Source organism: Sphingomonas spermidinifaciens (assembly GCF_002351485.1).
Taxonomy (GTDB): Bacteria; Pseudomonadota; Alphaproteobacteria; order Sphingomonadales; family Sphingomonadaceae; genus Sphingomonas; species Sphingomonas spermidinifaciens.
In genome coordinates this window covers 360,673-382,907 of sequence record NZ_NWMW01000002.1, presented here as the reverse complement: position 1 = coordinate 382,907, position 22,235 = coordinate 360,673, and the positions used below count along the sequence as shown (strand labels likewise).

General features: G+C 66.3%; 20 protein-coding genes and 2 pseudogenes. 9 read left to right on the top strand and 13 right to left on the bottom strand.

Annotated elements, in window-relative coordinates:
• Window positions 1–445 precede the first annotated feature (445 nt).
• Window positions 446–916 carry a group I truncated hemoglobin gene (locus COC42_RS11940; RefSeq protein ID WP_096343550.1) on the bottom strand — a complete coding sequence of 157 codons (471 nt, stop codon included), beginning with the start codon at window positions 914–916 and terminating at the stop codon, window positions 446–448.
• Window positions 916–1,794: a DUF3034 family protein gene (locus COC42_RS11935; RefSeq protein WP_096343549.1), complete on the bottom strand. Its 879-nt coding sequence runs from the start codon at window positions 1,792–1,794 to the stop codon at window positions 916–918. Before COC42_RS11935 ends, COC42_RS11940 begins: the two co-directional genes overlap by 1 nt.
• 104 nt (window positions 1,795–1,898) lie before the next feature.
• Between COC42_RS11935 and COC42_RS11930 the strand changes: the two genes are divergently transcribed.
• Together COC42_RS11930 and COC42_RS11925 are read left to right on the top strand one after the other, a co-directional pair.
• Window positions 1,899–2,501 (top strand): cupredoxin domain-containing protein, encoded by a 603-nt coding sequence (locus tag COC42_RS11930; RefSeq protein WP_096343548.1) that lies wholly within the window; start codon window positions 1,899–1,901, stop codon window positions 2,499–2,501.
• 13 nt (window positions 2,502–2,514) lie between these two features.
• Window positions 2,515–4,803: a putative bifunctional diguanylate cyclase/phosphodiesterase gene (locus tag COC42_RS11925; RefSeq protein WP_245844078.1), complete on the top strand. Its 2,289-nt coding sequence runs from the start codon at window positions 2,515–2,517 to the stop codon at window positions 4,801–4,803.
• Window positions 4,804–4,892: 89 nt separating this feature from the next.
• Here COC42_RS11925 and COC42_RS11920 read toward each other — a convergent pair whose 3' ends face one another.
• The 6 genes from COC42_RS11920 to COC42_RS18100 form a co-directional block, all read right to left on the bottom strand.
• Window positions 4,893–5,513, bottom strand: coding sequence for a DDE-type integrase/transposase/recombinase (locus tag COC42_RS11920; RefSeq protein WP_096343546.1), 621 nt, complete (start codon window positions 5,511–5,513; stop codon window positions 4,893–4,895).
• Window positions 5,514–5,625: 112 nt separating this feature from the next.
• On the bottom strand, window positions 5,626–6,876 hold the full coding sequence (locus COC42_RS11915; RefSeq protein ID WP_096343545.1) for an MgtC/SapB family protein: 1,251 nt from the start codon (window positions 6,874–6,876) through the stop codon (window positions 5,626–5,628).
• Entirely contained in the window at window positions 6,873–8,081 is a 1,209-nt protein-coding gene (locus COC42_RS11910) for an alpha/beta fold hydrolase (RefSeq protein WP_096343544.1), read from the bottom strand. The genes COC42_RS11915 and COC42_RS11910 overlap by 4 nt, the downstream gene beginning before the upstream one ends.
• Window positions 8,081–8,644, bottom strand: coding sequence for a DUF308 domain-containing protein (locus tag COC42_RS11905; RefSeq protein ID WP_245844077.1), 564 nt, complete (start codon window positions 8,642–8,644; stop codon window positions 8,081–8,083). Before COC42_RS11905 ends, COC42_RS11910 begins: the two co-directional genes overlap by 1 nt.
• A gap of 154 nt (window positions 8,645–8,798) precedes the next feature.
• Entirely contained in the window at window positions 8,799–10,109 is a 1,311-nt protein-coding gene (locus tag COC42_RS11900; protein ID WP_096343543.1) for a glycoside hydrolase family 130 protein, read from the bottom strand.
• On the bottom strand, window positions 10,090–10,218 hold the full coding sequence (locus tag COC42_RS18100; protein ID WP_281253097.1) for a hypothetical protein: 129 nt from the start codon (window positions 10,216–10,218) through the stop codon (window positions 10,090–10,092). The genes COC42_RS11900 and COC42_RS18100 overlap by 20 nt, the downstream gene beginning before the upstream one ends.
• Before the next feature lie 455 nt (window positions 10,219–10,673).
• On the opposite strand from COC42_RS18100, the gene COC42_RS11895 reads away from it, so the two are divergent.
• Window positions 10,674–11,132, top strand: coding sequence for an NUDIX hydrolase (locus COC42_RS11895; protein ID WP_096343542.1), 459 nt, complete (start codon window positions 10,674–10,676; stop codon window positions 11,130–11,132).
• 180 nt (window positions 11,133–11,312) lie between these two features.
• On the top strand, window positions 11,313–12,872 hold the full coding sequence (locus COC42_RS11890; RefSeq protein WP_096343541.1) for an MBL fold metallo-hydrolase: 1,560 nt from the start codon (window positions 11,313–11,315) through the stop codon (window positions 12,870–12,872).
• Window positions 12,873–12,996: 124 nt separating this feature from the next.
• Here COC42_RS11890 and COC42_RS11885 read toward each other — a convergent pair whose 3' ends face one another.
• Window positions 12,997–14,292 carry a glycosyltransferase gene (locus tag COC42_RS11885; protein ID WP_217991285.1) on the bottom strand — a complete coding sequence of 432 codons (1,296 nt, stop codon included), beginning with the start codon at window positions 14,290–14,292 and terminating at the stop codon, window positions 12,997–12,999.
• 231 nt (window positions 14,293–14,523) lie between these two features.
• Between COC42_RS11885 and COC42_RS18215 the strand changes: the two are divergent.
• Window positions 14,524–14,970, top strand: a pseudogene (locus COC42_RS18215) (PfkB family carbohydrate kinase); the annotation flags it as partial.
• 100 nt (window positions 14,971–15,070) lie between these two features.
• Here the strand turns inward: COC42_RS18215 and COC42_RS11875 are convergent.
• Window positions 15,071–16,018 carry a L,D-transpeptidase family protein gene (locus COC42_RS11875; RefSeq protein WP_096343538.1) on the bottom strand — a complete coding sequence of 316 codons (948 nt, stop codon included), beginning with the start codon at window positions 16,016–16,018 and terminating at the stop codon, window positions 15,071–15,073.
• Window positions 16,019–16,021: 3 nt separating this feature from the next.
• Entirely contained in the window at window positions 16,022–16,387 is a 366-nt protein-coding gene (locus tag COC42_RS11870; RefSeq protein WP_141395840.1) for a baeRF12 domain-containing protein, read from the bottom strand.
• A 187-nt stretch (window positions 16,388–16,574) separates the two neighbouring features.
• Between COC42_RS11870 and COC42_RS11865 the strand changes: the two genes are divergently transcribed.
• Window positions 16,575–17,399, top strand: coding sequence for a universal stress protein (locus COC42_RS11865; RefSeq protein WP_176484660.1), 825 nt, complete (start codon window positions 16,575–16,577; stop codon window positions 17,397–17,399).
• Window positions 17,400–17,557: 158 nt separating this feature from the next.
• On the opposite strand, the gene COC42_RS11860 is transcribed toward COC42_RS11865, so the two are convergent.
• Window positions 17,558–18,127 (bottom strand): BON domain-containing protein, encoded by a 570-nt coding sequence (locus COC42_RS11860; protein ID WP_096344171.1) that lies wholly within the window; start codon window positions 18,125–18,127, stop codon window positions 17,558–17,560.
• 61 nt (window positions 18,128–18,188) lie between these two features.
• Between COC42_RS11860 and COC42_RS11855 the strand changes: the two genes are divergently transcribed.
• Entirely contained in the window at window positions 18,189–18,665 is a 477-nt protein-coding gene (locus tag COC42_RS11855) for an ATP-binding protein (protein WP_176484659.1), read from the top strand.
• A gap of 64 nt (window positions 18,666–18,729) precedes the next feature.
• Here COC42_RS11855 and COC42_RS11850 read toward each other — a convergent pair whose 3' ends face one another.
• Window positions 18,730–19,389 (bottom strand): NAD(P)H-dependent oxidoreductase, encoded by a 660-nt coding sequence (locus COC42_RS11850; RefSeq protein ID WP_245844076.1) that lies wholly within the window; start codon window positions 19,387–19,389, stop codon window positions 18,730–18,732.
• Window positions 19,390–19,412: 23 nt separating this feature from the next.
• Between COC42_RS11850 and COC42_RS17955 the strand changes: the two are divergent.
• Window positions 19,413–20,426, top strand: a pseudogene (locus COC42_RS17955) (CoA-binding protein); the annotation flags it as partial.
• A complete protein-coding gene (locus COC42_RS11840; RefSeq protein ID WP_096343533.1) occupies window positions 20,356–22,233 on the top strand; it encodes a bifunctional acetate--CoA ligase family protein/GNAT family N-acetyltransferase in 1,878 nt (625 codons plus the stop codon). The pseudogene COC42_RS17955 and the gene COC42_RS11840, both read left to right, overlap by 71 nt.
• Window positions 22,234–22,235 lie beyond the last annotated feature (2 nt).

The window sequence follows — 22,235 nt, the reverse complement described above, 5'->3', positions numbered from 1 at the left end:
CAATCTAACCAAATTACCGCCGCAGTCACACGCGTCACGATCACTCGACACGGCCGTTCCGCTTAACTGCATGACGAAAGTGCTGCATAACGGCATTTTGCCATTTTAAGGCGTTTGATTCGTCGAAGTCCAGCTATGTCGGCTAGAACCGCAAATTGGCCGTTCTGGTGCGAGCCTTCATTGATAAGAAAGATAACTATTCCTTCCGGAGCGATGCCCAGAAGGCGGTCGCTCATGCACGCGAGATGGCTCGAATAGCAGGTCCTCGAGGTTCCCCAGCTACACCGGGAAGCGCACGTACATCAGCGCCACCAACCGTATCATTTCGGGTGACGAGTTGAAGTGGCGCAGCGGCCTCTCGGTCTTGGAGGACGTGGCATGACCGCAACCTACCGCCCTCTCGGCCGCTAGATCCAGTTCGTTCGACAGCGCCGAGCTGAACGCTTCAGCGCTCGACCACGTCGCGGCGCATCGGCGCCAGCTTGGCAAGGAAGCGGTTCTGCGCAGCAAACGGTACGCGTTCAGCCTGCATCGCCGCCTGAAGGTTCTCGACCAGACGGTTCATGTCGCCCTGTTGGACGCCCATGTCCTTGTGCGCGGCGCGCATGTCGCGCCCGGTATAGGTGCAGCCGGCATTGAGGATGTAGCAAAACTGCTCGAACAGTACGCGGCGCAGGCGTACCTCGTCCTGGTTCATAAAGATCTCGCCGATCCGCCGATCGGCGAAATTGGCGGTGACGAAGCGGTCGACGATGCGGCTGATGCCGTCCTGCCCGCCAAAGGCTCGCGCCATGCCGTCGCCGGCAAACGGGGCCGCCCCTGCATTAGTGGGATCGATCTTATAGGGTTCGACCGGCTGCTCCTGAGCGGCAGCCTGCGGGGTCATCAGCGCGGCGAATGCGACGAAAGCGAACATCAGAAACTTCCCTGAATTTGGAACAGAACGCCTCGCTGCCCCTCAACCGTCGCGACCGAGCCCAGATCGGCAAAGGCAACCGTCGCGGTCAGGTTGCGGTTGAGCGCATAGGCGGCGAACGCGTCGAACCAGTCATCCTCGCGCGCGATGCCGAGATTGTCTGGCTTCGACCGAAATTCCCCGCCAACCACAAAGCGCCGCGATACCTGATAGGCAAGCGATCCCTCGGGGTGGATCGTCCGCGCGTTGCGCTTGTCGCCGCCGAACCCCAGCAGGCCGTTCTGATTCGCGTTGGTCGCGCGTAGCGTCACGTTGGCGAGCAGCGACCAGCGCAGGAACAGCTTCGTGGCGGAGACATAGAGGTCGGTCCCCTCGGCCTTCCGCGCGCCCACGGCGCGGACGATCGGCGCATCGAGGCTCCGCTTGTAATATACACCCGCCGCGATCGAGGGCATCCATTCGCTGCCATAGACCATGTCGCCGGCGAGCTTGACCTTGGCGCCCCAGACATCCTGGTCAAACTTGTAGTCGTTGCCGAGGCCGAGCGCGCCGCCGACCCAGTTGGTGTCGAACCGCTGGCGAGCATAAGAGAGCTCGACCCGGTCCAAGGCGCCGATCGCGACCCCTGCAACCTGAAAATCATAGTCCTTTAGCTCGGCGGCGGTGGCGCTGGCCTGGACGCCGATGCCGTCGCGAGTCGCGTTACCCGCGATTACCGCCCATGGCGTCAGCCCCCCGCCCGAAGCCCCCTCGATCGTCCCGATGCCGTTCGTCAGCAGCAACTTGCCTGGTTCGGCGATCTGCTGGGCGTCGGCAGCGGCGGCGATGCCGAGCGCGCCGGCGGCCACGGCAACCTTGGTCCAGAGTGGTACAATCATGGCTCAACACTAGCCTATAATGGTTTACAAGCCGTCAGCGTGGGCCGCGAAGGCAGCATTATGGCGTTTACTGACATTTGGTAACTTTGTCCGATACGGAGCCGATGATCCGAATCACGGCCCTTGGCCTATCGCTCCTCGTCGCCGCTCCCGCCCATGCCGGCGATGTCGGCATCCGCGTCGTCGACGCCAGCGGCGCGCCGCTCGCTGATGCCGTCGTGACAATCCACCCGGCAGCGGGCGTCTTCAGCGGGCCGATCCGCTTCCCCTGGAAGCTGGCGATGGTGCAGAGGAACATCAGCTTCGAACCCTCGACGCTGATCGTCCCGGCAGGCGCGACCGTGCCGTTCCCCAACGAGGACAAGGTGCGTCACCACGTATACAGCTTCTCTAAGCCCGCGCGGTTCGAGATCAAGCTGTTCGGCCGCGACGAGACTCGCAGCTATACCTTTAAAAGCCCCGGCGCGGTTGCGCTCGGCTGCAACATCCACGATCGCATGGCGGGCTTCATCAAGGTGGTCGACACGCCGTTCGCGATGAAGACAGACGCGGACGGAATGTCGATCATCCGATCAGTGACGGGGGGGCGGGCGCGGCTGACCGTCTGGCATCCCCGCATGCGCGCCCGCGACAACGAGGTCACCTTCGACATCGACGTGCCGGCGAGCGGCGATCTGACGCGCCGCATCCAAGTCGCCCTGCGCTGATCCGATGCGTCGGATGATCGCCCTTCTGCGCCGCGGCGACGCCGCGCTTCGCGGGTCGCTTTCGACCAAGCTGACGCTCTTCTATGCCGCGCTGTTTGCGCTCGCGGCGGCGCTGATCCTGCTCGGTGCCAAGGTCGGCATCACCGCCTATGCCGAGCGAATGGTGGCGAGCGAGATGGACGCCGGCGCGCAGGTCTTCGACCGCGTTGCGACGATGCGCTATGCGCAGTTGCGCGACGCGGGCCGCGTGCTCGCCGCCGATTTCGGCTTTCGCGAAGCCGCGGCGACCAATGACGCTCCGACGATCGCCTCAGCGCTCGAGTCGCTGAAGGGGCGGCTGCGGCTCGATCAGGCCTTTCTCGTCGGAACCGACGGCAGCGTCACCGGCTTTGCCGGCGATCTGCCGCCTGACGATGCCGAAGCGTTACGCAGCGCGCTCGACCGCGGCGCGAGCGCCGGCGTGCTCCGCCTGGGCCACGCTCGCTTCAACGCAGCGGCGGCTAGCGTCGACACGCCGATGACAATCGGCTGGCTGGTCCTTGGCAACCGCGTCGATCACCGTGAGTTGGCGGCGTTGTCGAAACTGTCGGCGATCGACCTCGCCCCGCGGATCGTCGATGCGGGTTCGGTGGTGCCAATCACCGGCAACCGCGGCGAAACGTTCGTCGCCGGCCAGCGGATGCTGACGCGCGCCGTTCCCATCGCCTCGTTCCGCCAGAACGATCCGCAGACGCTGGTCCTCACCTACAGCATGACGCGGGCGCTGGCCGCTTATGCGCCGATGCTCTGGCTACTTCTCGGCTGCGGGATCGCAGGCGTCGCGGTAGCGGCAGCCGGCAGCTGGTTACTGGCCCGCCGCCTGACGCTGCCGATTCGAGCGCTCGATGCCGCGGCGCGCAAGGTCGCCGAGGGCAATTACGCGCAGGTCCCCGTCGAGACGCGCGACGAGCTCGGCAACCTTGCCGCCACCTTCAACCGCATGGTCGACGAGATCGGCGAACGCGAGCGCCAGATCACGCACATGGCGCTTCACGACGCACTCACCGGTCTCGCTAACCGCACACTTCTCGACGACCATCTCGCGCGTGCGCTCTTACAGACCGGCGACCGCCGCCAAGCGCTGTTCTGTCTCGATCTCGATAATTTCAAGGCGGTCAACGACACGCTCGGCCATCCAACCGGCGACGGACTGCTTTGCGTCATTGCCGACCGGCTGCGAACCTTTGCCGGCGACGGTCTCGTCGCGCGGCTGGGCGGCGACGAGTTCGCGATGCTGGTCGACGACATTCATCGCTCGTTCGACCGCAGCGCCGCCGAACTCGTCCAGCTAATCGCCAAGCCCTGCACGGTCGACGGCCACCGCATTGTGCCGGGGACGAGCGTAGGCATTGCGATCCTCGGCGCCGACGGCGCCGATCCGATTGAGCTCTCGAAGAATGCCGACCTAGCGCTCTATCGCGCCAAGCAGGAGGGGCGCGGCGGCTTCCGCTTCTTCGAGCCTCGCATGGATGCCGAGGCGCAGAAAAGGCGGCAGATGGAGCTCGACCTCCACGACGCAATCCGGCTCGGCCAACTGTCGCTAATGTTCCAGCCGCTTTTCAACTTGTCGGAGAGCCGCATCTCGGCATTTGAGGCGCTCCTTCGCTGGCACCATCCCGTGCGCGGCCTGATCTCCCCGGTCGACTTCATTCCGCTCGCCGAAGACACGGGGCTCATCGTCCCGATCGGCGAATGGGTGATCCGCGAGGCTTGCCGCGTCGCGAGCGCTTGGCCCAAGCATGTGCGGATTGCCGTCAACGTCTCGCCCGTTCAGTTCAGCCATGCTGGCCTGAAGAGCGTGATCCTTCAGGCACTCGGCGAAACAGGCTTGGCACCCAACCGCCTCGAGCTCGAAATCACCGAAAGCCTTTTCATCGAGAATCCGGAGGCAACGCTGGCTTCGCTCCACAGCCTCCGCGGGCTCGGCGTACGCGTGGCTCTCGACGACTTTGGCACGGGCTACTCTTCGCTGAGCTACCTCCGCAGCTTCCCCTTCGACAAGATAAAGATAGACCGCAGCTTCATCATCGACCTGCTCAAATCTGACGGTGCGACTGCCATCATTAGATCGATCACGACGCTTGCCGAAGCGCTGGGAATGGAAACGACGGCTGAGGGCGTCGAAAGCGCGGGACAGCTCGACATTCTGCGCGAACAGGGCTGCAGCCAAATCCAGGGATATTATTTCAGCAAGCCCATTCCAGAGAAAAGCGTGTTCCAACTTCTTTATGAGGGAGAGGGACTAGCGCGCCTTGCAAGTTGAATACCTCAAGGGGGCTGTCAATTCAAAGCAAACAGCATGACAATGGTGCGGCTCGGTCCTGAGGGCCGTACCTAGCTCTACAGCTCCTGTCACCCCGGCAGCGCGGCGGCGCGCTGGGCCTGGTAAGTGTCTCGATCGACGCGGGGGCGTTCCAGGCTGAAGTCGTTGTTGATGCTGGCGAACTTCTGTAGCGACTTCATTTGCCGGAACCGCAGCATCGCTCGCTCCCGTCGTCGGAACGGCAGGTGGCTGTTCTCGGCGCGGTCTTTGGCCCAGCGACCCATCTCCTTTTTCTCGCGGTCGCCAAGCTCGTCCATCGCTGAGCCGTAGAAGCGCAGCCCGTCGGTCGTGATCGTCTCTGGCGAACCGTCACGCTTCAGCGCCTTCTTTATAAAGGCGAGCGCCGCCTTCTTGTCGCGAGCGCGGGTAAAAATAAGCCGAGTCCACCTTGCTGCGTCGCACAAATTCCGAAAATAGCAGAGCGCGAAAGCTAGTGTTTGTAGCTTCGTTGGGTGCTCGTGTCGGAGGGAAAAGAGATGCAGCCGAGCGAAGACGCCGATCACCACGAGTATTACAAGGCTGACATACAACAACGTCTGGATTGCAAAGTTGTGCTCGATCGTTTCGTTCATCGTTTGCAGCATCTCGGTCCGCGTCGACACGCCGGCTACCATCGGGTTCGCCTTCACCCGGACATAGAGTGTGGGCATCGAAGCCGAGTCGACCCAGAGATAGACCCCGAAAAGGTCCTGCCTTCACGCGGCAGCCGGTTCAGTCCGGCCGCCTTTAATCATGGGAGCCTGATCAGGTTCTTCGCTCGCGTTAGAGCAGGCGGGTTGCCAGCGCCGCGAGGACAAACGCCGCGGTCCCGGCGAGGCTCGCTGCCGCCCAGTCGCCGCGGCGCTTCCCCGCGATCGAAAGCGTTAGTGCGAGCTTCAGCAAGGAGTTGAACGCGACCGGCACAGCGATGGCCATCGCGGCGAGAGGGCTTGGAAGCATGCCCGGCGGCAGTGCGCCGATCGCGGCGATCGCTGAGTCCACGTCTACCATGCCACCAAGCGCAATCGTCGCGCTGCCGGCGTGGTGGCCGAGCGCGTGCGATGCGGCGGCGGCGGCCAGCGAGAGCAACGCCACCAAACCGGCAAACAGAAAAGCGAGCTTGAAGCCCGGAAGTCGCGTCGGCTGCGCCTCGAGCGTGCTCGCCTCACGGCGGGCGGCGAACAGAAGCGCCGCCGTTGCAGCCGCGGAGAAGATAAGGGCCGGAACGATCAGCCAGACGATGTCACGAAGCACGAAGGGAGCGAGCACGGCTACGAGCGCCAGCGTTCGGGCGACCATGATGGTGGAACCGAGGGCGATCCCGGCTTGGCTGGTGATTCCGGGGGCGTCGCGCAGCTGCCGCGCGCAGGCGACTGTGACGGCAGTCGAAGAAATGGTCGCGCCGACCGCTGCAGTGAGCAGACCGCCGCGAGCACGGCCGAGCCAGCGCTGAAGCACATAGCCCGCAAAGCTGAGAGCCCCGACGATCACGACGACGAACCACAGCCGTCGCGGGTTGAGGCTGGCGTACGGCCCGAGGCCGGCATCGGGGAGCAGCGGGAGGACGAGTAGCGCCATGAGCACCAGCCGCACCAGCGTGTGGACCTCGTCCTCGTTGCTGGCGCGAATGAGCGCGTGCAACGACTTGCGGCCTGCAAGCAGCGCGACCAGCAGCGCAGCGCCGATCGACGCGAGCACCATTTTCCCGCTGGTCGCGGCTGTCCCCAGGAGCAGCGTAAGCATCGCCGCGATCGCGCCTGTGGCGCTCACGACTCTGGTCTGGCGCATGTCGAAGGCGTGCCCGACGAGAAGAGCGATAACCGCGCCCGCTGCGCTCAACAATGCGACCGGCCGGTCTCCAACGATACCGAGCAGACCGCCGAACAGGCCGAGCACGGCAAAGGTCCGGATGCCGGCGACGCGCTGTCCCGGAGGCTCGTCGCGCAGCTGCCATCCGCGCTCAAACCCGACCAGCAGTCCGATCGCGACTGCGAGCGTCAGGCCAGGTAGGAACGCCGGCAATATCGGGCTCATCGCCTGATCGCAGCGCGCTTGAGAAACGCGTCGATCCGGCCGAACACCTGATCCTCTGCACCAAGCCAGACATGCCCCCCCTGCGGCAGGATCACGAGCTGGGCCTCGGGTACACGGGTGGCGAGGTGCCGCGCAGTCGCTGCGGTCCCGAACCGGTCATCCTCCAGCGACAGCAGAAAAGTCGGCGCCTGGATCGCGCCGTAATCGACCGAATGCGCCGCACCGGCGAGATGCGCGTCGTTGAGCAATTCGCGTCGCCTGCGGCTGACCGGGAGCATGCCGTCGAGGATGCGGAAGGCCCGTTCGCGCTCGCTTTCGCGAACATGGTCGAGGAGCGCCGGATCGGTTGCGAGCAGGGTTTCGACGAGCCTGCGGGGCGTGAGCTCGCGCATTCCCCAGAACAAGGCGTCCGAGCCCAGCTCGAGCTCCACCAGGAACTTGTGGGCCGGGGTCATCTCGACGGGATCGCGTCCCTGGACGTTGGCGGCGGGGATCAGCAGGACCAGCGCGGAGCAGCGATCGGGATGCCGGAGCGCGAACTGAACCGCGGAGAGCGCTCCCGCCGAGCCGCCGGCGACGGCGATCCGGGCGATGCCGAGCCTGTCGAGCAGCTCAGCCAGCGCGTCGGCCTGGTTTTCCAAGGAGGGATCCTCGGGAAAGTCGCTGCACAAATAACCGAAGCGCGACGGCGCGATCACGCGGTAGCCGTTGGCGATCAGCGGTGCCGACATGTCGAGGCCCTGGTCGAAGCCGCGGCCGGTGCCATGGATCATCAGAATGTCGGGATTCGAGCCCCGAATAGCATATTCGAGCTGGCCAAAGCGTGTCTGGCCGACATCACTCTTGCCAGTCAGTCGCCTTTGGGCGCGGTGAAGCGCGCGATCGAAGGCCAACCGGCCGGCCCCGCCACCCACCGCGCCAATGGCGGCAACGCCCACCAGCACGCGGCGGCGGGTCAGATACCGGCCAATAATGCCGAGCGCTAAAGCCTGCGGTTCGGGATCAGTGAGATTCGGCATGGCTGACCGTCGGGGCGAAGGGAAAGGAATGATGGTCCAAGACCAGTTGCTCCCCTTAAGGCCGGTCGCGGTCCGGCATCCCTGGGCGTGCACCAGGCGTGAAGAGGTGTCGCCAAAGGGATGAAACCGCCAGCAACGCTCTGGATTCCCGCGGCTCCAGCCCAGGATCGACAGTGGACAGCTCATCAGATCGCGGAGCCCCGCAGCCCGCGCAAGCGCAGCGCCAGCGCGACCAGGATCGTGCCCGACACCATGGCCCAGACAGCAATCATCCAGCCGACCGTCAGCAGGGTGAGAAGCGGGAAGGTCCAGAAGGTCATCCAGACCAGCAGCCCGAGCAGGACCGTTAGCAAGCCCGCAAGGCTCTGCAGCCACGCGTTGGCGATCGATTTGCGCAGCCGCACCGCGATCAGGATCTCGAGTGCGCCCGCGGCGAACGCCCAGCCCGCGAACAGCGTCAAGCCACTGAGTGCATAGCCCAGCGCCGCGATATCCGGGCTGAGCGCAAAAACGATCGCGAAGCCAACTCCCGGCAGGCCGCGAAGCACGAGCAAGCCCCAGCGTTCTTCATGAGCGGCGGCGCCCGCGACCCCGGCGATCAAAGCGACGATGCCATCGGCGCCTGCAAAGACTGCGAACACCAGGGTGAAGGCGTAGAGCGCGTCGATCGGAAACAGGAATGCAACGCAGCCGAGCAGGATTGCGAGCACACCTCGTGCAAGGATCCATGCCCAGTTGCGCTGGAGCAAGGCCGCATCACTTGCGTGGTCGAGCGAGCGGACGCCACATTCTGAGTCGGCGGCTGCAGCGGACATGGCCATAAGCTGTCATTCCTGTGGTGCGTGATCAGCTCGAAGCTGGGCCGTTGGCGCGGCGGCGGCCATGCGGGATTCTACGAAAAGATCAGGTCATCCCGGCGACCAATGTGTTGATCGATACCGTGGCGAAGGCGGTGAAGGAGTCCGCGACCCCGTAGGGCAGGAGCAAGGTGCGGCCCAGCGCGAGCGCCCCGCAGCTATAGGCGACGTTCGGGACGTAGCCGTCGCGGCTTTCCTCGCTCGGGCGGATCAAGGGTCTCGCAGTGCGTGCCAGCAGCCTGGAGGGGTCCTTTTTGTCGAGCAGGCAGGCCCCAAGGCAATAGTTGCGCACCGCTCCGACGCCGTGCGTGATCACCAGCCACCCTTCGTCGATCTCAATGGGCGGGCTGGAATTGCCGATTTGGATGAACTCCCAGGGCCAGCGCGGCGATATGACGATCTCGCCCGTGTCCCATTGGTAGAGATCGTTCGAGCGCAGCAACCAGATATTCTCATGATCCTGCCGGCCGAGCATCGCATAACGCCCGCCGACCCGGCGCGGGAACAATGCCATCCCCTTCGTGCGGGTGATGGCGCCGCGCAGCGCGTTCAACTCGAAGCCGACAAAGTCGCGGGTGCGGAGCAGTTCCTGGCGGATCGCCTCGCCGCTGAACGCGGTATAGGTCCCGAACCAGGTGACGTGCCCGTCATCCTCGGTGAAGCGGACGAGCCGCAGGTCCTCGATGCCGTGCCGCTGGCGAAGCGTGACCGGGAAGATGACGAGCTCGGACAGATCCTCATGCTCGCCGAAATAGAGGCGCACGCCGGGATCGTCTGGCGCGCCGCCGGGGATGAATTCGATCTGAGGCGATGCCGCGAGACGGCTGGGCGGGTCCAGGACGAGGCCGCCCGCAGTGCTGAACTTCCCCGTCCGAAAGATGATGGAGGAGATATGGCCCTCGCCGACGCCGCGCAGCGACAGGACGATGCGGACCGTGCCCGGGTCGATCCCGCTCTGGTCTGGGTGGGCGACGATGCTCGGGTTGAACAGGGCTGCAGCCTCGAACGAATATTCCTCGACGAAATAGGCGCCCGCGAGCAACGCCTGGTCGGGCGTAAGTGCGCATCCTGCCGCCTGCTGCTCGACCAGATCGTAGAAGCGCCGCTGCAGGACGCATTCGACGTCGCGGTGACGGCTTAATAGGTTGGTGAGCACCCGCGCCGTCTCGGCGGCGAGCGTGTCTGCGTCGAGCACCAGCACCCGGTCGAGGATGCGGCGAACCCGCGGTGGGCTGGGCGTGCCGGGCACCCCGCCATTGTCGGCGGGGACATAGGGGCGCAGCACCACGCGTGCCGGTTGCGGGCGCAGCAGAAGATTGAGCGGACGGACCAGCGGCTCAGGGCTGGAGGAGGGCATTTGCGAGCACCCAGAAGTCACGGAAAACCGCCCATCCCAGCCAGCCGCACGCAGCGAGGATCAGCGCCAGTGCAGCGGTGGCGCCGAAGGTCCGGACACGCTGTGTCACCATCTGACGCGCCTTCCTGATCGGGGCGCATCAGCGCGGCAAGGATTGACCGAAGGCTTCATGGCGCTCCTCCAACGAAGTGCCGGATCAGACCTTTTCCAGGGGCCGAACCCAATTCGTAGTTGCCCGGATCGCAGCGCCGTGCATGGCACGTATTATTGCGCATCGCCTCGCAGGGTCGGGCCGCGGCAGGCTCGGAGCTTCCACCAAGGAGCAGAACCATGGCCCGTCCGCCGCTGATACCGCCCCCCGATACGATCGATCCCCACGCGCCGCCCGAGGTTCCGCTCCCGGATCGGCCCGACGAGCGAAGCGCGCCTTGCGGTCCGGAATGCGCGCCGCCGCCGCCGGACGAAGGCACGCCCAACACCGCGCCGCAGGAACGGCCATGCCCGGAGGATGACTAACTGCGCCGCTCCGGCTACCGGCAATCGACCGCGAGGAGGAACTGAGGCGTGCCAAAGCGAAGCGCAGGTGTGCTGCTGTACCGCCGCAGCGGCGGCACGCTCGAAGTGCTGCTCGTCCGCCCCGGCGGCCCTTTGTGGGAGCATCGCCGCACCGGCGCCTGGCAGTTGCCCAAGGGTTTGATCGAGCCGGGGGAGGATGGCACGCAGGCGGCGCGGCGCGAGACGAAAGAGGAACTCGGCGTGACCCTTGCCGGCGAACCGGTGCCGCTGGCGACGATCCGACAGGCAGGCGGCAAATGGGTCGAGGCTTTCGCGCTCGAGCAATCGATCGACGTCGCTGCCGTGCGCAGCAATAGCTTCGAGATGGAATGGCCGCGAGGCAGCGGGCGGCGCCAGAGCTTTCCGGAAGTGGCGGAAGCGCGCTGGTTCGCATGCGATGCGGCGCGCGATGCGATGCTGGCGAGCCAGCGCCCACTCATCGACGCACTCGAAATGCTGCTCGGATAGCGATCCGGCAGATTACGGATTCAGACCACGCCCCCGGATGGCGAAACCTCTGGCGTCAACAGCCGGATGCACAGGGGTGAACACAAGCGACGAACAGCCGATCCGCGAGGTGCGCGACCCACACGACCAGGATCGTCGCGGGGGGGGGGGGCCGGCAAGTCCGCAGGCTGGTGACATGCAATGTCGCTTGAGCTCATCTTCCACGGCGCAGCAGGCACGGTCACCGGATCTTGCATGGAACTGCGCGGAAGCCCGCACCACGTGCTGATCGACTGCGGCCTGTTTCAGGGGTCGCGGTCGCCGGAGGCACTTAATTTCGAGGCGCTTCCTTTCGACCCACGCGATCTAGACCTGGTCGTGCTGACCCACGCTCATCTCGATCACACGGGCCGGCTACCGCTCCTTGCCCGCGAGGGCCTGCGCGCGCCTGTGATCTGCCTGCCCCCCAATCGCCAGTTGCTGGGACCGTTGCTGACCGACGCGGCCAAGATCCAGGCGGCCGACGCCGATCGGCGGAACGAGCGGCCCGACCGGGTCGGCACGACACCGTTCGACCCGCTCTACGATCTCAAGGACGTGGAGAATCTGATTGCACAGCTAAAGACGGTTCGGGAAGGCAAGCTCAGCGAGCCGGTGCCCGGGATCGGAGTCCGGCTATGGGATGCCCACCATATTCTCGGTGCCGCCTCGGTCGAGATCCAGCTCGACGGCCAGAAGCTGCTCTTCTCCGGCGACATTGGGGACGGTGCGACGCACGGCAGCGATCCGGCGGCGCCTCCCGGGGGCTGCGACCATGTCATCTGCGAATCCACCTATGGCGATCGCGACCGAGTGATCCCGTCCGCCGAGGAACGGCGGGCGATGCTCGCCAAGCTGGTCCAGGCGGCGTTGGAGCGCGGCGGGAATCTGGTGATCCCGGCGTTCGCGCTGGAGCGGACCCAGCTGCTGATCGAAGATCTGGTCGCGCTGTTCGACAGCGGCGCGCTCAAGCCGGTCCCGGTGTTCGTCGACGCGCCGCTCGCCGACAAGATCACGCGGGCCTATCGCCGTTTCGACATTCCGCGTCATGGACCCTCGCCATTCGACCATCCCAAGGTCCATTTCGCGCGGAGCGTCGACGAATCGAGAATGCTGAACCACATCTCCGGCGCCGTGATCCTGGCCGGGTCCGGCATGTGCACGGGCGGACGCATACGCTATCATCTCCTGCGCAACCTGCCCCGCGGGGATTCGACTGTGCTTTTCGTCGGCTACCAGGCGCGGGGCACGCTTGGCGCGGTGCTCGAGGATGGCGCCCAGCAAGTGCGGTTATCAGGCCACGATGTGCCGGCACGGGCACGGATCGAGAAGCTCGAAGGCTATTCGGGACATGCTGACCGTGCCGGGCTGCTGCGCTGGATCGCGGCGCGAGGCCCGATCGCCGGCAATCTCTTCCTCGACCATGGCGAGCCGCCGGCGCTCGCCCAGCTGGCGAGAGATTCCGCGTTGCTTACCGGCATTGGGCAACCGGTGGTTCCCGCCCTCGGTCAATCCTACATCCTTGAGCCCCAGGCGGTCGCCAAGCCCGCCCAGCCCGCTCGGACGGACGCCGAGAAGCTGGTCGAAGGCAAGGATTGGCACAGCCGGCATGCGGCGCTGCGCGCGATGCTCGAGGCACGGCTGGCCGCGCTCCCCTCAGATCAGGCACACGACGCCGCGCTCGCCACGCTGGAGCGCGCCGTCGAGACGCTGGGCGGCTGAGTGAAGGGGTCCGTAGCGCAATACGGCGCGGCGGGCCCCGGCCACACTGACCCCAAAAGCGATCGCTAGAGGAAGCCGTCCGGCAAGGCGGGCGCAGCCATGTCCCTCTTCACGGCGGCCGTACTCAGGGGTGCAGCGCTATCCGCTCGTGCACAATATAACTCCCCGCGCGGCGCTCAGGCCGGCGCATGGCGCTGGAAGGCAGCAAGTCCTCGAGGCGTGCAACGCTGCGCGCGGACATGCGCGGCCAGATCGTCGGCCGGGCGGCGTGCCAGGCACGTGCGGCGAAGGCCTCGCGCTCGCCATCGTCGGCGAGCCATGAGCCGACCGCCTCGGCCGTTGCCTCGATATTGCCGAAGTCGACGAGCCGGCCCAGTCCCGAGCCGAGCAATTCGGCGGCATGGACATAGGGCGTCGAGACGATCGGCTTACCGAGCGCGAAGGCGTAAGCGAGCGTACCCGAGGTGATCTGCGCAGGGTTGCCATAGGGCGTCACATAGACGTCAGCGGCCGCAATCCGGTCGAGCAAGGCGTCCTCTTCGAGAAACCTTGGCTCCCATCGCAGATGGGGTGCAACGCCGAGCCGTTCCGCCAGGGCCAGAAGCGACTCGCGATAGGCTTCGCCCTGGTGCGCGACGAGATGAGGGTGCGTGGCGCCGACGATCCGGTAGAGCGCCTCGGGGCAGCGCTCGAGGATCGCAGGCATCGCCTCGATCATCGTCTCGAGGCCCTTGCCGGGAGACAACAGGCCGAAGGTCAGGATCGTCTTGCGGTCCTCCTGCCCAAGCAGGTGCCGCATCGCCGCCGGCGCGATCTGGGGGCGGTCGGGGGCACCGTGCGGGATGACCGCGATTCGCCTCGCCTGCACGCCATATGTGTCAATCAGGATGTCGCGCGCGCGCTCGGCCATGACGATCAGGAGCGACGCGCAGTCGGAAAGCCGCTTCATCACGCGGCGCTGATCCTCATTGGGCCGGTCGAGCACCGTGTGGAGCGTGACCGCGACGGGCAGGTCGACCGCATCGATCAGGTCGAACAGATATTCGCCAGCCGCGCCGCCATAGATGCCGAACTCGTGCTGGACCCAGATGATTTCGGCGCCGCTCCGCGCAATGCGCGCGGCCGCGGCGCGATAGGCGGCGGGTTCCTCCTGCGCGATCGTCGCGCACACGCTCGGGGGAAAGGCATAGCGCCCGCCCGGATCGATCATCGCATAATGGTCGATGGCGATCTCGGGCACTGCTTTGCGCAGCGCATCAAAGACGTGGCTCGTATAAGTGGCGAGACCGCACAGGCGGGGCAGCGCGTTACCGATCAGGGCGATGCGGCGAAGTCGGCTTGGGGAGCGAAGCGGCGTGGCTCCGCCGCCGATCCCGAACAGAACGGGCGGCAGCATGGCGGAAGAGATCAGGGTCTGCATCGACTCCATCGGACGGTCCTTCCTCATTCAGATCGGCGATGCCATCGGGGTAACCATCCGCTGCGGCCGGCCCGATAAGGATTGTCCCGTAGCGCCCTTGCCGTCCGGGCAATTGCGTATCGGCAGGGCTGCCGTCGCGGCCGCATCTTCGCTGAATGGACATGCAACGCTCAGGAACGCGCAGCCTCCAGGCCCCGCCGGTACTGCCCCTCGACGAGCTCGGGATCGGCAATGCCCGGCGCTCCCGACAGCTTCCACCTGATGCTGGGCGGCCTGAGCCGATCGCTCGGGGTCGAGTTGATCCTGGACAGCTCGGGTCCCGCGCTTGCCCATTGCGACAACCTGGACGCATTGCTGCTCAAGCCTAGCCTCAGCGAGCTCGAGGCGCTGACCGGTCGCAAGCTGGCCGACGAAGCGGCGGAAGAGGCCGCGGCGCGCGGGCTGATCGCACGCGGCTTCGCGCGCGCGATCCTGGTGTCGCTTGGGAGCCGCGGCGCGCTGCTGGTGACGACCAACCATGCCATACGCTTCCCAGAAATTTCCGTCCCGGTACGCAGCACCGTGGGCGCGGGCGATGCGATACTCGCTGCAGTCACACTCGCGCTTTCGCTGGGCTGGACGTGGGAGGAAGCCGTTCGCCTAGGTATTGCAGCCGGCGCCGCGGCGCTCGCGGCGCCCGGCACTTCGCTCGCGCGGCGTGAAGACGTCGAGCGCCTCCACGGTGCGCCGATCGCAGCGCCTCTGCGACTGCTCGCGACAGCAGCGCAATCGCCTGGGCTCAACGCGATAGAACCGAGTCGAGAAGGTCGCCCGTCGGCGCGCCGGCCATCAGCGAGTCCGCGGTCACCACCACAGTCGTTCCGGCGCCTGCAACTTGGGCAAGCCGGGCTCGGAAGCCCGTATCGGCCCGGAAGTCGGTCCATCCGCTCGCCTCGTTTCGCGTCTTCTCTCCGCCCGGCAGAGGGATGTTCAGCCAGACGAGCTTGCCGTCGCCGCCGGCCTTGAGGACGAAGGCCCGGGTGCCAGATTGGGGGCCGGGCAGCGTCACCGGGGCCGAGCCGATCTCGCGGCCGTTGCGCAGCACGACCATCCGGCGGTCGGCGGCGCTGATGACGATCGTCACCGGCCCGCTCGGCGCAAGATCGGGCCGCCACTCGGCGCCACCCAGCCCTGCGTCGGCGCGCGGCAGCGGATCGCGTGTCGGCGCCAGCCGGGGAAGCGCAGGCGCGTCGCTCACGATCACGGTCATTCCCAGCGTGGTCACGCCGAACAAAAGTCGCGCAAAGGCATGGGGCAGCCGGATGCAGCCGTGCGAGGCGCGGTAGCCGGGCAGCTGGCCGCCGTGCAGCGCGACGCCTGCCCAGGTCAGCCGCTGCATGAACGGCATGGGCGCATTGTCGTAGATGCTGGAGAAGTGTCGCTCCTCCTTCTGCAGGATAGTGAACACGCCCGTCGGCGTGCGATGGCTGTCGCGCCCGGTCGAAACCGTGGTCACGGCGATCGGGACGCCATTGCGATAGAGCACTGCCCGCTGCCGAGCGATGCTGACGATCAGGAGCAATGGCCCATCGGGCGCTATCTCAGGCACCCAGAGGAACTCGCCGGGCTTCAGCCGCTCGACCGCTGCGACCACCGAGCCGCCGGGAAAGCCATCCTGGGCCGCTGCGATGCCCGGCAGCAGGAGCAGGGCAGCAGCCAGCCAGGCAAGTGGCGCGCGCGGAAACATGGCTCAAGCCGCGGCGCGGTGAAGCCGCTCGGCGAGCTCGTGCGGCGGGCAGTGTGCAAGGTTCTTCACGATTTCCGCGATGACGTGCCGTCGTGCGGCGAGCGGCAGCTCTGACGTGAGAGCGCCCAGCGAGTCAGGCGGCGCGACTAGGATGAGCGGCATGCCCCCTGCGAACAGCGGATCGAGTGCGTCGACCACCTCGCGAACCCGGGAGGGCGTATCGCCGCGATCCGCGCGCGTGCCGCATTGCCGAAGCGTATCGTTCCGGACCGCCTCGAGATCGGGACCCACGTCGCTGCCGCGGTTGCGCAGCAGCTGCACATTCACGCCGTCGAGCAGCAGCACCAGAGCACCATCTGGAACGAGCATCCATTCCTCCTGCACGTCATGGGAGCGCCAAGGGTTCGCCGGCTATGGATGCGCGATCGCGGCCGGGCCTTGAATGCGGGATTTCCCGTACCCGGCGTCGGTCAGGCGACCGCGCTACGGGACTTTCCCAAGCGCCAAGACGTGCAGGCTGCGATTGGATCAGCGCTTCGGACGTGAGGAGCGCATCATGATCAAGGATCTACTTGTCGTCATCGACAACAGCATCAACTCGGACCGGTTCCTGCAGACCGCGCTGAGCCTTGCGGAGCGAGTCGGCGCACATGCCGAAGTGGCGATGCTGTCGCCCGGACCGCTCGCATCGGCGAAGCTCGCCCCGTTGGGCTCCCTGTACGTGCCGGAGGACGTACTGGTCGAGGAGGAAAGGGCCAGGATGGCGGTGGTGCGCGGCTCGACCGCCGAGTTCACCTGCCCCGTCGAAGTCTACGGGCTGCACGACGATGTCGCCTGGATCGCGCACGACCTGAGGCTCGCTCATCCCCTCGCCGACCTCATCGTGGTAGGCGGACCCGAAAGCTGGGAAGTGCCGTGGCTCCGTCAGCGAGTCCTTGAAACGCTGCTGCTGTCCACAGGAACGCCTTTGCTGGTGCTGCCGGAGGAGCGGCGGCTCGATCCGGTCCGCCACGCGGTGCTGGGCTGGAAACCCTCTCGCGAGGTCAACCGCGCTGTCCATGACCTTGTCTCATTCGCCGAACCTGGTGCGACCATCGAGCTCGTCATCGTCGACGACGACCCGGAAGCCGCCGTGCGGGCCCATGCCGCGGAGGTGGAGCGCCATCTCGTCCGCCACGGCTTCAAGACCTTGTTGCACGTATCCCCGACCGGCGACTGGTCGAGCACGGGCGAGATGCTCGTGCATCATGCCATCAAGCAGAACGCGGATCTGCTCGTGATTGGCGGCTATGCGCATTCGCGGGTGCGGGAAGTGTTGCTGGGCGGCGTGACGCGTACGCTTCTCGGCGAGGTCCGCCTGCCAGTGCTGCTGTCGCATTGAGTTCGAGCGGTCCGGCGCCGGCGGCGCCCCCGCACGAGGCAACCCCCGGGTGCGCGGTGCCGCACCCAGAGATTCGCCGTTCAGGCAAGGACGATTTTGTCCTCGACCTCGAGCGCGCCCGGCGCAGCCCAGGCGGCTTCGGCAATGCGGCGCTCATTCTAGGCGTTGACCGAGCCGCCCAGCCGGACAGTCGAACCCTCGACATGGACATCAATGCCCTTGGCGTCGACTTCGGCCGAGCGCTTGAGCGCGGCGACGATGCGCTCGCGGACGTCGAACACGGTGGGACGCGAGCGGACGGTCAGGTAGCTCATCACGCCGCGCACGCCGTTGATCCGGCCGGCGGCCTTCAAGGCGGCCGACTTCTGGAAGTTCCACTCGACCTCGCCGGTGAGCATCACATAGCCCTTCCCGACCTTCACCTGGATCTTCTCGTCAGGGATCGAGACGTCCCAGGCGAACAGGCTGAGGATGCGCTGCGCGATCTCGTCGTCGGAGTTCTTGGGGTCGCTGGCGAAGCGCACCTCGATGTCCTGCGCGACGGCCTTGACGCCGCGCACGCGGCGCGCGGCACGCTCGGCGGCCATCTTCATCGCGTGATTGGGAACGTGCCCGGTCAGCGTGATCACCCCGCTATGGGCGGCCACACCGATATGGCCGTGCTCGACGTCGGGCGCCCAGCTGAGCTCGTCCACGACGTCCTTCTGCAATTGGCTGTCGGTCTTCATCATCAGTCTCCAACTAACGAATTCCGGGCGTCATCACCCGGTATCGGAGACCAGTGGCGCCTTGACGACGAGCCTGCTGCAGTCGACCGCCAAACGGCGCCGGGAGCGACTCTATCTTCGCGCCCGTCTTGCCGGGCTCGAGCCGTTGCTCCGCACGATCGCGAGCTCAGGCAATCTTCTCACGCTGGACCTTGAGAGCGAAGATGCTCCCATCCGGAATGCCCCCGACCGCTTCGATCATGTGCTGATCGAGTTGATCGCCAACGCCCGGACGGCGCTCGCTTGTCCAGGTGCGGTCCGGATACGGCTACGCAATCGACGCGGGCGCAGCCGGCTCATGGTGCTTGATAGCGGCTGCGGAATGACCGGCCATGCCCGCCAAGAGCTGCTCACCCGCGCGCCAACACCGGGTGCCCACGGCACCGGCTTCCAGCAGATGCGCCGCTTCGTCGGGGAGATCCTCGGGAAGCTGCGGCTGCGCAGCCGCCCGGGAAAGGGCACGCTCGTCTCCATCAGCTGCCGAAACTATCGCGACTGAAGCGTTAGCCTCCGGCTAACTCCCAGCGTTGGGCACTGCAAAAAAGACCACGGACGCCAGCACGCTAAGCGTCGTGCTGCTCGAATCTTGCGTGGCAGCGCTCATGGAGGAGCGTCGCGCAAAGCCTGCGCGCAGCATCCGCTACGCTTGCCAGGCACTCGTCGACATAATGGGCCTTGCCGTTTTCGACGACTGCATCGAAATGGACGTGCTGGACCTCGCGGAACCCGAAAATGGTCTGCAGATAGAGATCGAATGCCTGGCGCAATCCCTGCCATTGTCCCTGCTCCTCAAGCCAGGGACGTGTCGATGCCGATGAGCTGAAGATGATCAGGCGCTTGCCGTGGAGCAGTGCGCTCGGTATCCCGGTCTTGAGATTGGCGGCAGCAAATCCCGCGCCGAATACCCGGTCGACATAGCCCTTGATGATCGCGGGGGGCATGCCGAACCAGATCGGATAGACAAGCGCGACGACTTCGCAGTCGCGGATCAGGTTCAGCTCGACCTGGACCTCGGCGCCGGGCGTGCCTGCGCCCGATGACGAGCGCTCTTCTGCGGTTAGGCGCGGATCGAAATCGAGTGAATAGAGATCGCGCAGCACCGCCTCCTGGCCGCATGTGCGCACGGCATCCCCGTAAGCGGCGGCAATCGCGTGGTTGAAACCATCGGGACCGGGGTGCCCGAGGACGAGGAGGTGGCGGATCGGCGTTTCGCGGCTGGCCATCGCAAGCTCCTGCACTCGGCGAAATGGAGGAACTGCGACAGGCCGCTCCGGTCCATGGCCGGTGCCGCACAGCCTATTCCCATCCTCCGCTGCCGACATACGGTTCTATACTTATGGCTCCCCGCCCCGGATTGGCGCTGGTTCATGCGATCCGGCGGGGCTTGCGCCTCGCGCCAGCTGGGACGCCGCTCATGTCTGTTCGCAACCTCGATCCGCTCTTCCGCCCGCACTCGGTCGCCGTGATCGGAGGCTCCAGCCGCGCCGGCACGCTGGGCGAGCGAGTCCTCACCAACCTGATCGATGGCGGGTTCGAAGGCACGATCTTCGCGGTCAACCCACGCCGCGTTGAAATCAAGCACGCCTGGTGGGTCGAGAGCATCGCGGACCTGCCCGAAGCGCCGGAGCTCGCGGTGATCGTGACGCCCGCCAGGTCCGTTCCGGAGATCATCGAGGCACTTGGGAGCAAGGGCACGCGAACGGCGGTGGTGATCTCCGCGGGATTTCACGAACCCAAGATCCATGACGCCATCCTGGCGGCGGCGAAGCCCCATCTGCTGCGCATCATCGGGCCCAACTGCCTGGGCGTGCTGATGCCGCATGCCAAGCTCAATGCCTCCTTCGGCCCACGCGGCGCCATGCCCGGCCGGCTCGCATTCGTCTCGCAAAGCGGCGCGCTGGTGACGGCGATGCTCGACTGGGCGGCCGAACGCCATATCGGCTTCTCCAGCGTCGTCTCGGTGGGTGACATGGCCGATGTCGATCTCGGCGATCTGATCGACAAGCTTGCCGCCGATCCCGCCACGGATGCCATCCTCCTCTATATCGAGGGCATCACCGACGCCCCCAAATTCCTGTCGGCCGCGCGTGCCGCCTCCGCGGTCAAGCCGGTCATCGCGATCAAGGCCGGCCGCTCGGCGAAGTCGAGCAAGGCGGCGCTGTCGCACACCGGCGCGCTGATCGGCGCCTATGACGCGCACCGTGCGGCGTTCGACCGCGCCGGCATCGTTACGGTCGACAGCCTCAGCGAATTGTTCGACACCGCAGCTGCTGTGCCGCTGCAAGCCGACGACGGGCGATCGCCTGGCAATCGTCAGCAATGGCGGCGGTGCCGGTGTCCTCGCGGCCGACGCGCTCGCCGCGGCGGGCGGCATGCTCGCCACCTTGTCCGAAAAAACGATCTCGGGGCTGGATGGCGCGCCTCCGCAAGGCTGGTCGCGCGCCAATCCGATCGATGTGGTAGGCGACGCCCGCGCCATGCGCTTCATCGATGCGACGATTGCGGCGCTCGATGATCCGGGCGTCGATGCCGTCCTCGTCCTCCATTGCCCGACGGCGGTGGCGACCGGTGAGGAAATCGCCAAGGACCTGACGGAAGCGCTCGCCAAGCGCCGCAGAAGTGCAGCAAAGCCGGTGATCGCATGCTGGATGGGCCCCGCGAATGCCGAGGCAGCGCGCGCAGCCTTTGACGCGGCCGGCATCGCGCTATTCGACAATCTCGACGATGCGGTCCGCGGCTTCTGCTATCTGCTGCGGGCCGGGCAGGTCCGTGCAGCGCGCATGCGGGCGCCATCGCCGTCGACGCTGGACGAGGCCGATCGCGCAAGCGCCGCTGCGGTCATCGCGGATGCGCGCGCCGCCGGGCGGACAGTGCTGAACGCGATCGAGGCGCGGTCCATTCTCGCGGCCTATGGCGTGCCAGTGGTTAATGCCCGCTTCGCCGCGACGGTGGATGCGCTGGCGCGCCAGTGCGACGACCTGTGGTCACCGTTCGTGCTCAAGATCGTTTCACCCGACCTCACGCACAAGTCCGACGCGGGCGGCATCGCGTTCGGCTTGCCGAGCCGGGAAGCGACCGCCGCAGCTGCCACGTCGATGGCCGAGCGGATCGCGCGCGAGCATCCCGAGGCGCATATCGATGGGTTCGAAGTCCAGCAAATGGTCCCGTGCCAGAGCGGGAGGGAGATGTTCGCGGGCTTCGGCGAAGATCCGACTTTCGGGCCGATGCTCGCATTCGGAACGGGAGGAAAGGCAGTCGAGCTGCTGCATGACCGAGCGCTCGGCCTGCCGCCGCTCGACGACGGGCTGGCAACGGGCATGATTGCGGACACCCGGATCGCGAAGCTGCTCACCGGATATCGCGACGTGCCGGCGGTGAACCTCAAGGCGATCGTGCGAGTGCTTAACGCGCTGTCGCAGATCGCGATCGATCAACCCGAGATCGCCGAGCTCGACATCAACCCGCTCGTCCCGACGTCGGGCGGGGTGGTCGCACTCGACGCACGCGCGCGGATCGCGGATCCGGCGCACCGCACCGGCCTGGCGATCGAGCCTTATCCGGCCGAATGGGAAGACGATGTCACCACTCGCAGCGACGTGGCTCTTCATATCCGCCCAGTCCGTCCCGACGACGAGGCAGTTCTCGCTGCGATGTTCGCCGCGGTCTCGGCGGAGGATCTGCGGTTCCGTTTCCTAAGCGGCGTCTCGAGAGTGGGCCATGACCGGCTCGTCCCGATGACCCAGGTGGATTATCGCCGGACGATCAACTTCCTCGCGTTTGCGGGCGAGCAGCTGGTCGCGAGCGCCACGCTTGCGAGCGACCCGGACGGCGAGCGCGCCGAGCTTGCGCTGGCGGTGCGCTCCGATTTCAAGGGCAAGGGCGTGAGCTGGACCCTGGTCGATCACGTGATGCGCTACGCGCGCGCCAAGAAGATCGAAACGATCGAATCGGTCGAGAGCCTCGACAACCATGCGGCGATTGCGCTGGAGCGCGAGGCCGGGTTTGAGATTGCGCCGCACGGAGACTGCGGCTGCGAGGTCCTCGTGCGCCGGCGCGTCGCCGCCTGAGC

What these genes read in the sequence shown, in the direction of transcription:
- COC42_RS11920 (WP_096343546.1), bottom strand. Translation starts at nt 5,513, where the DNA reads ATGCCCACACTCTATGTCCGGGTGAAGGCGAACCCGATGGTAGCCGGC.
- COC42_RS11890 (WP_096343541.1), top strand. Translation starts at nt 11,313, where the DNA reads ATGTCGCTTGAGCTCATCTTCCACGGCGCAGCAGGCACGGTCACCGGA.
- COC42_RS11840 (WP_096343533.1), top strand. Translation starts at nt 20,356, where the DNA reads ATGACGCGCACCGTGCGGCGTTCGACCGCGCCGGCATCGTTACGGTCG.
- COC42_RS11915 (WP_096343545.1), bottom strand. Translation starts at nt 6,876, where the DNA reads ATGAGCCCGATATTGCCGGCGTTCCTACCTGGCCTGACGCTCGCAGTC.
- COC42_RS11925 (WP_245844078.1), top strand. Translation starts at nt 2,515, where the DNA reads ATGATCGCCCTTCTGCGCCGCGGCGACGCCGCGCTTCGCGGGTCGCTT.
- COC42_RS11935 (WP_096343549.1), bottom strand. Translation starts at nt 1,794, where the DNA reads ATGATTGTACCACTCTGGACCAAGGTTGCCGTGGCCGCCGGCGCGCTC.
- COC42_RS11930 (WP_096343548.1), top strand. Translation starts at nt 1,899, where the DNA reads ATGATCCGAATCACGGCCCTTGGCCTATCGCTCCTCGTCGCCGCTCCC.
- COC42_RS11865 (WP_176484660.1), top strand. Translation starts at nt 16,575, where the DNA reads ATGATCAAGGATCTACTTGTCGTCATCGACAACAGCATCAACTCGGAC.
- COC42_RS11910 (WP_096343544.1), bottom strand. Translation starts at nt 8,081, where the DNA reads ATGAGCTGTCCACTGTCGATCCTGGGCTGGAGCCGCGGGAATCCAGAG.
- COC42_RS11870 (WP_141395840.1), bottom strand. Translation starts at nt 16,387, where the DNA reads ATGCTCGTTCCAGATGGTGCTCTGGTGCTGCTGCTCGACGGCGTGAAT.
- COC42_RS11860 (WP_096344171.1), bottom strand. Translation starts at nt 18,127, where the DNA reads ATGAAGACCGACAGCCAATTGCAGAAGGACGTCGTGGACGAGCTCAGC.
- COC42_RS11875 (WP_096343538.1), bottom strand. Translation starts at nt 16,018, where the DNA reads ATGTTTCCGCGCGCGCCACTTGCCTGGCTGGCTGCTGCCCTGCTCCTG.
- COC42_RS11900 (WP_096343543.1), bottom strand. Translation starts at nt 10,109, where the DNA reads ATGCCCTCCTCCAGCCCTGAGCCGCTGGTCCGTCCGCTCAATCTTCTG.
- COC42_RS11885 (WP_217991285.1), bottom strand. Translation starts at nt 14,292, where the DNA reads ATGCAGACCCTGATCTCTTCCGCCATGCTGCCGCCCGTTCTGTTCGGG.
- COC42_RS11940 (WP_096343550.1), bottom strand. Translation starts at nt 916, where the DNA reads ATGTTCGCTTTCGTCGCATTCGCCGCGCTGATGACCCCGCAGGCTGCC.
- COC42_RS11850 (WP_245844076.1), bottom strand. Translation starts at nt 19,389, where the DNA reads ATGGCCAGCCGCGAAACGCCGATCCGCCACCTCCTCGTCCTCGGGCAC.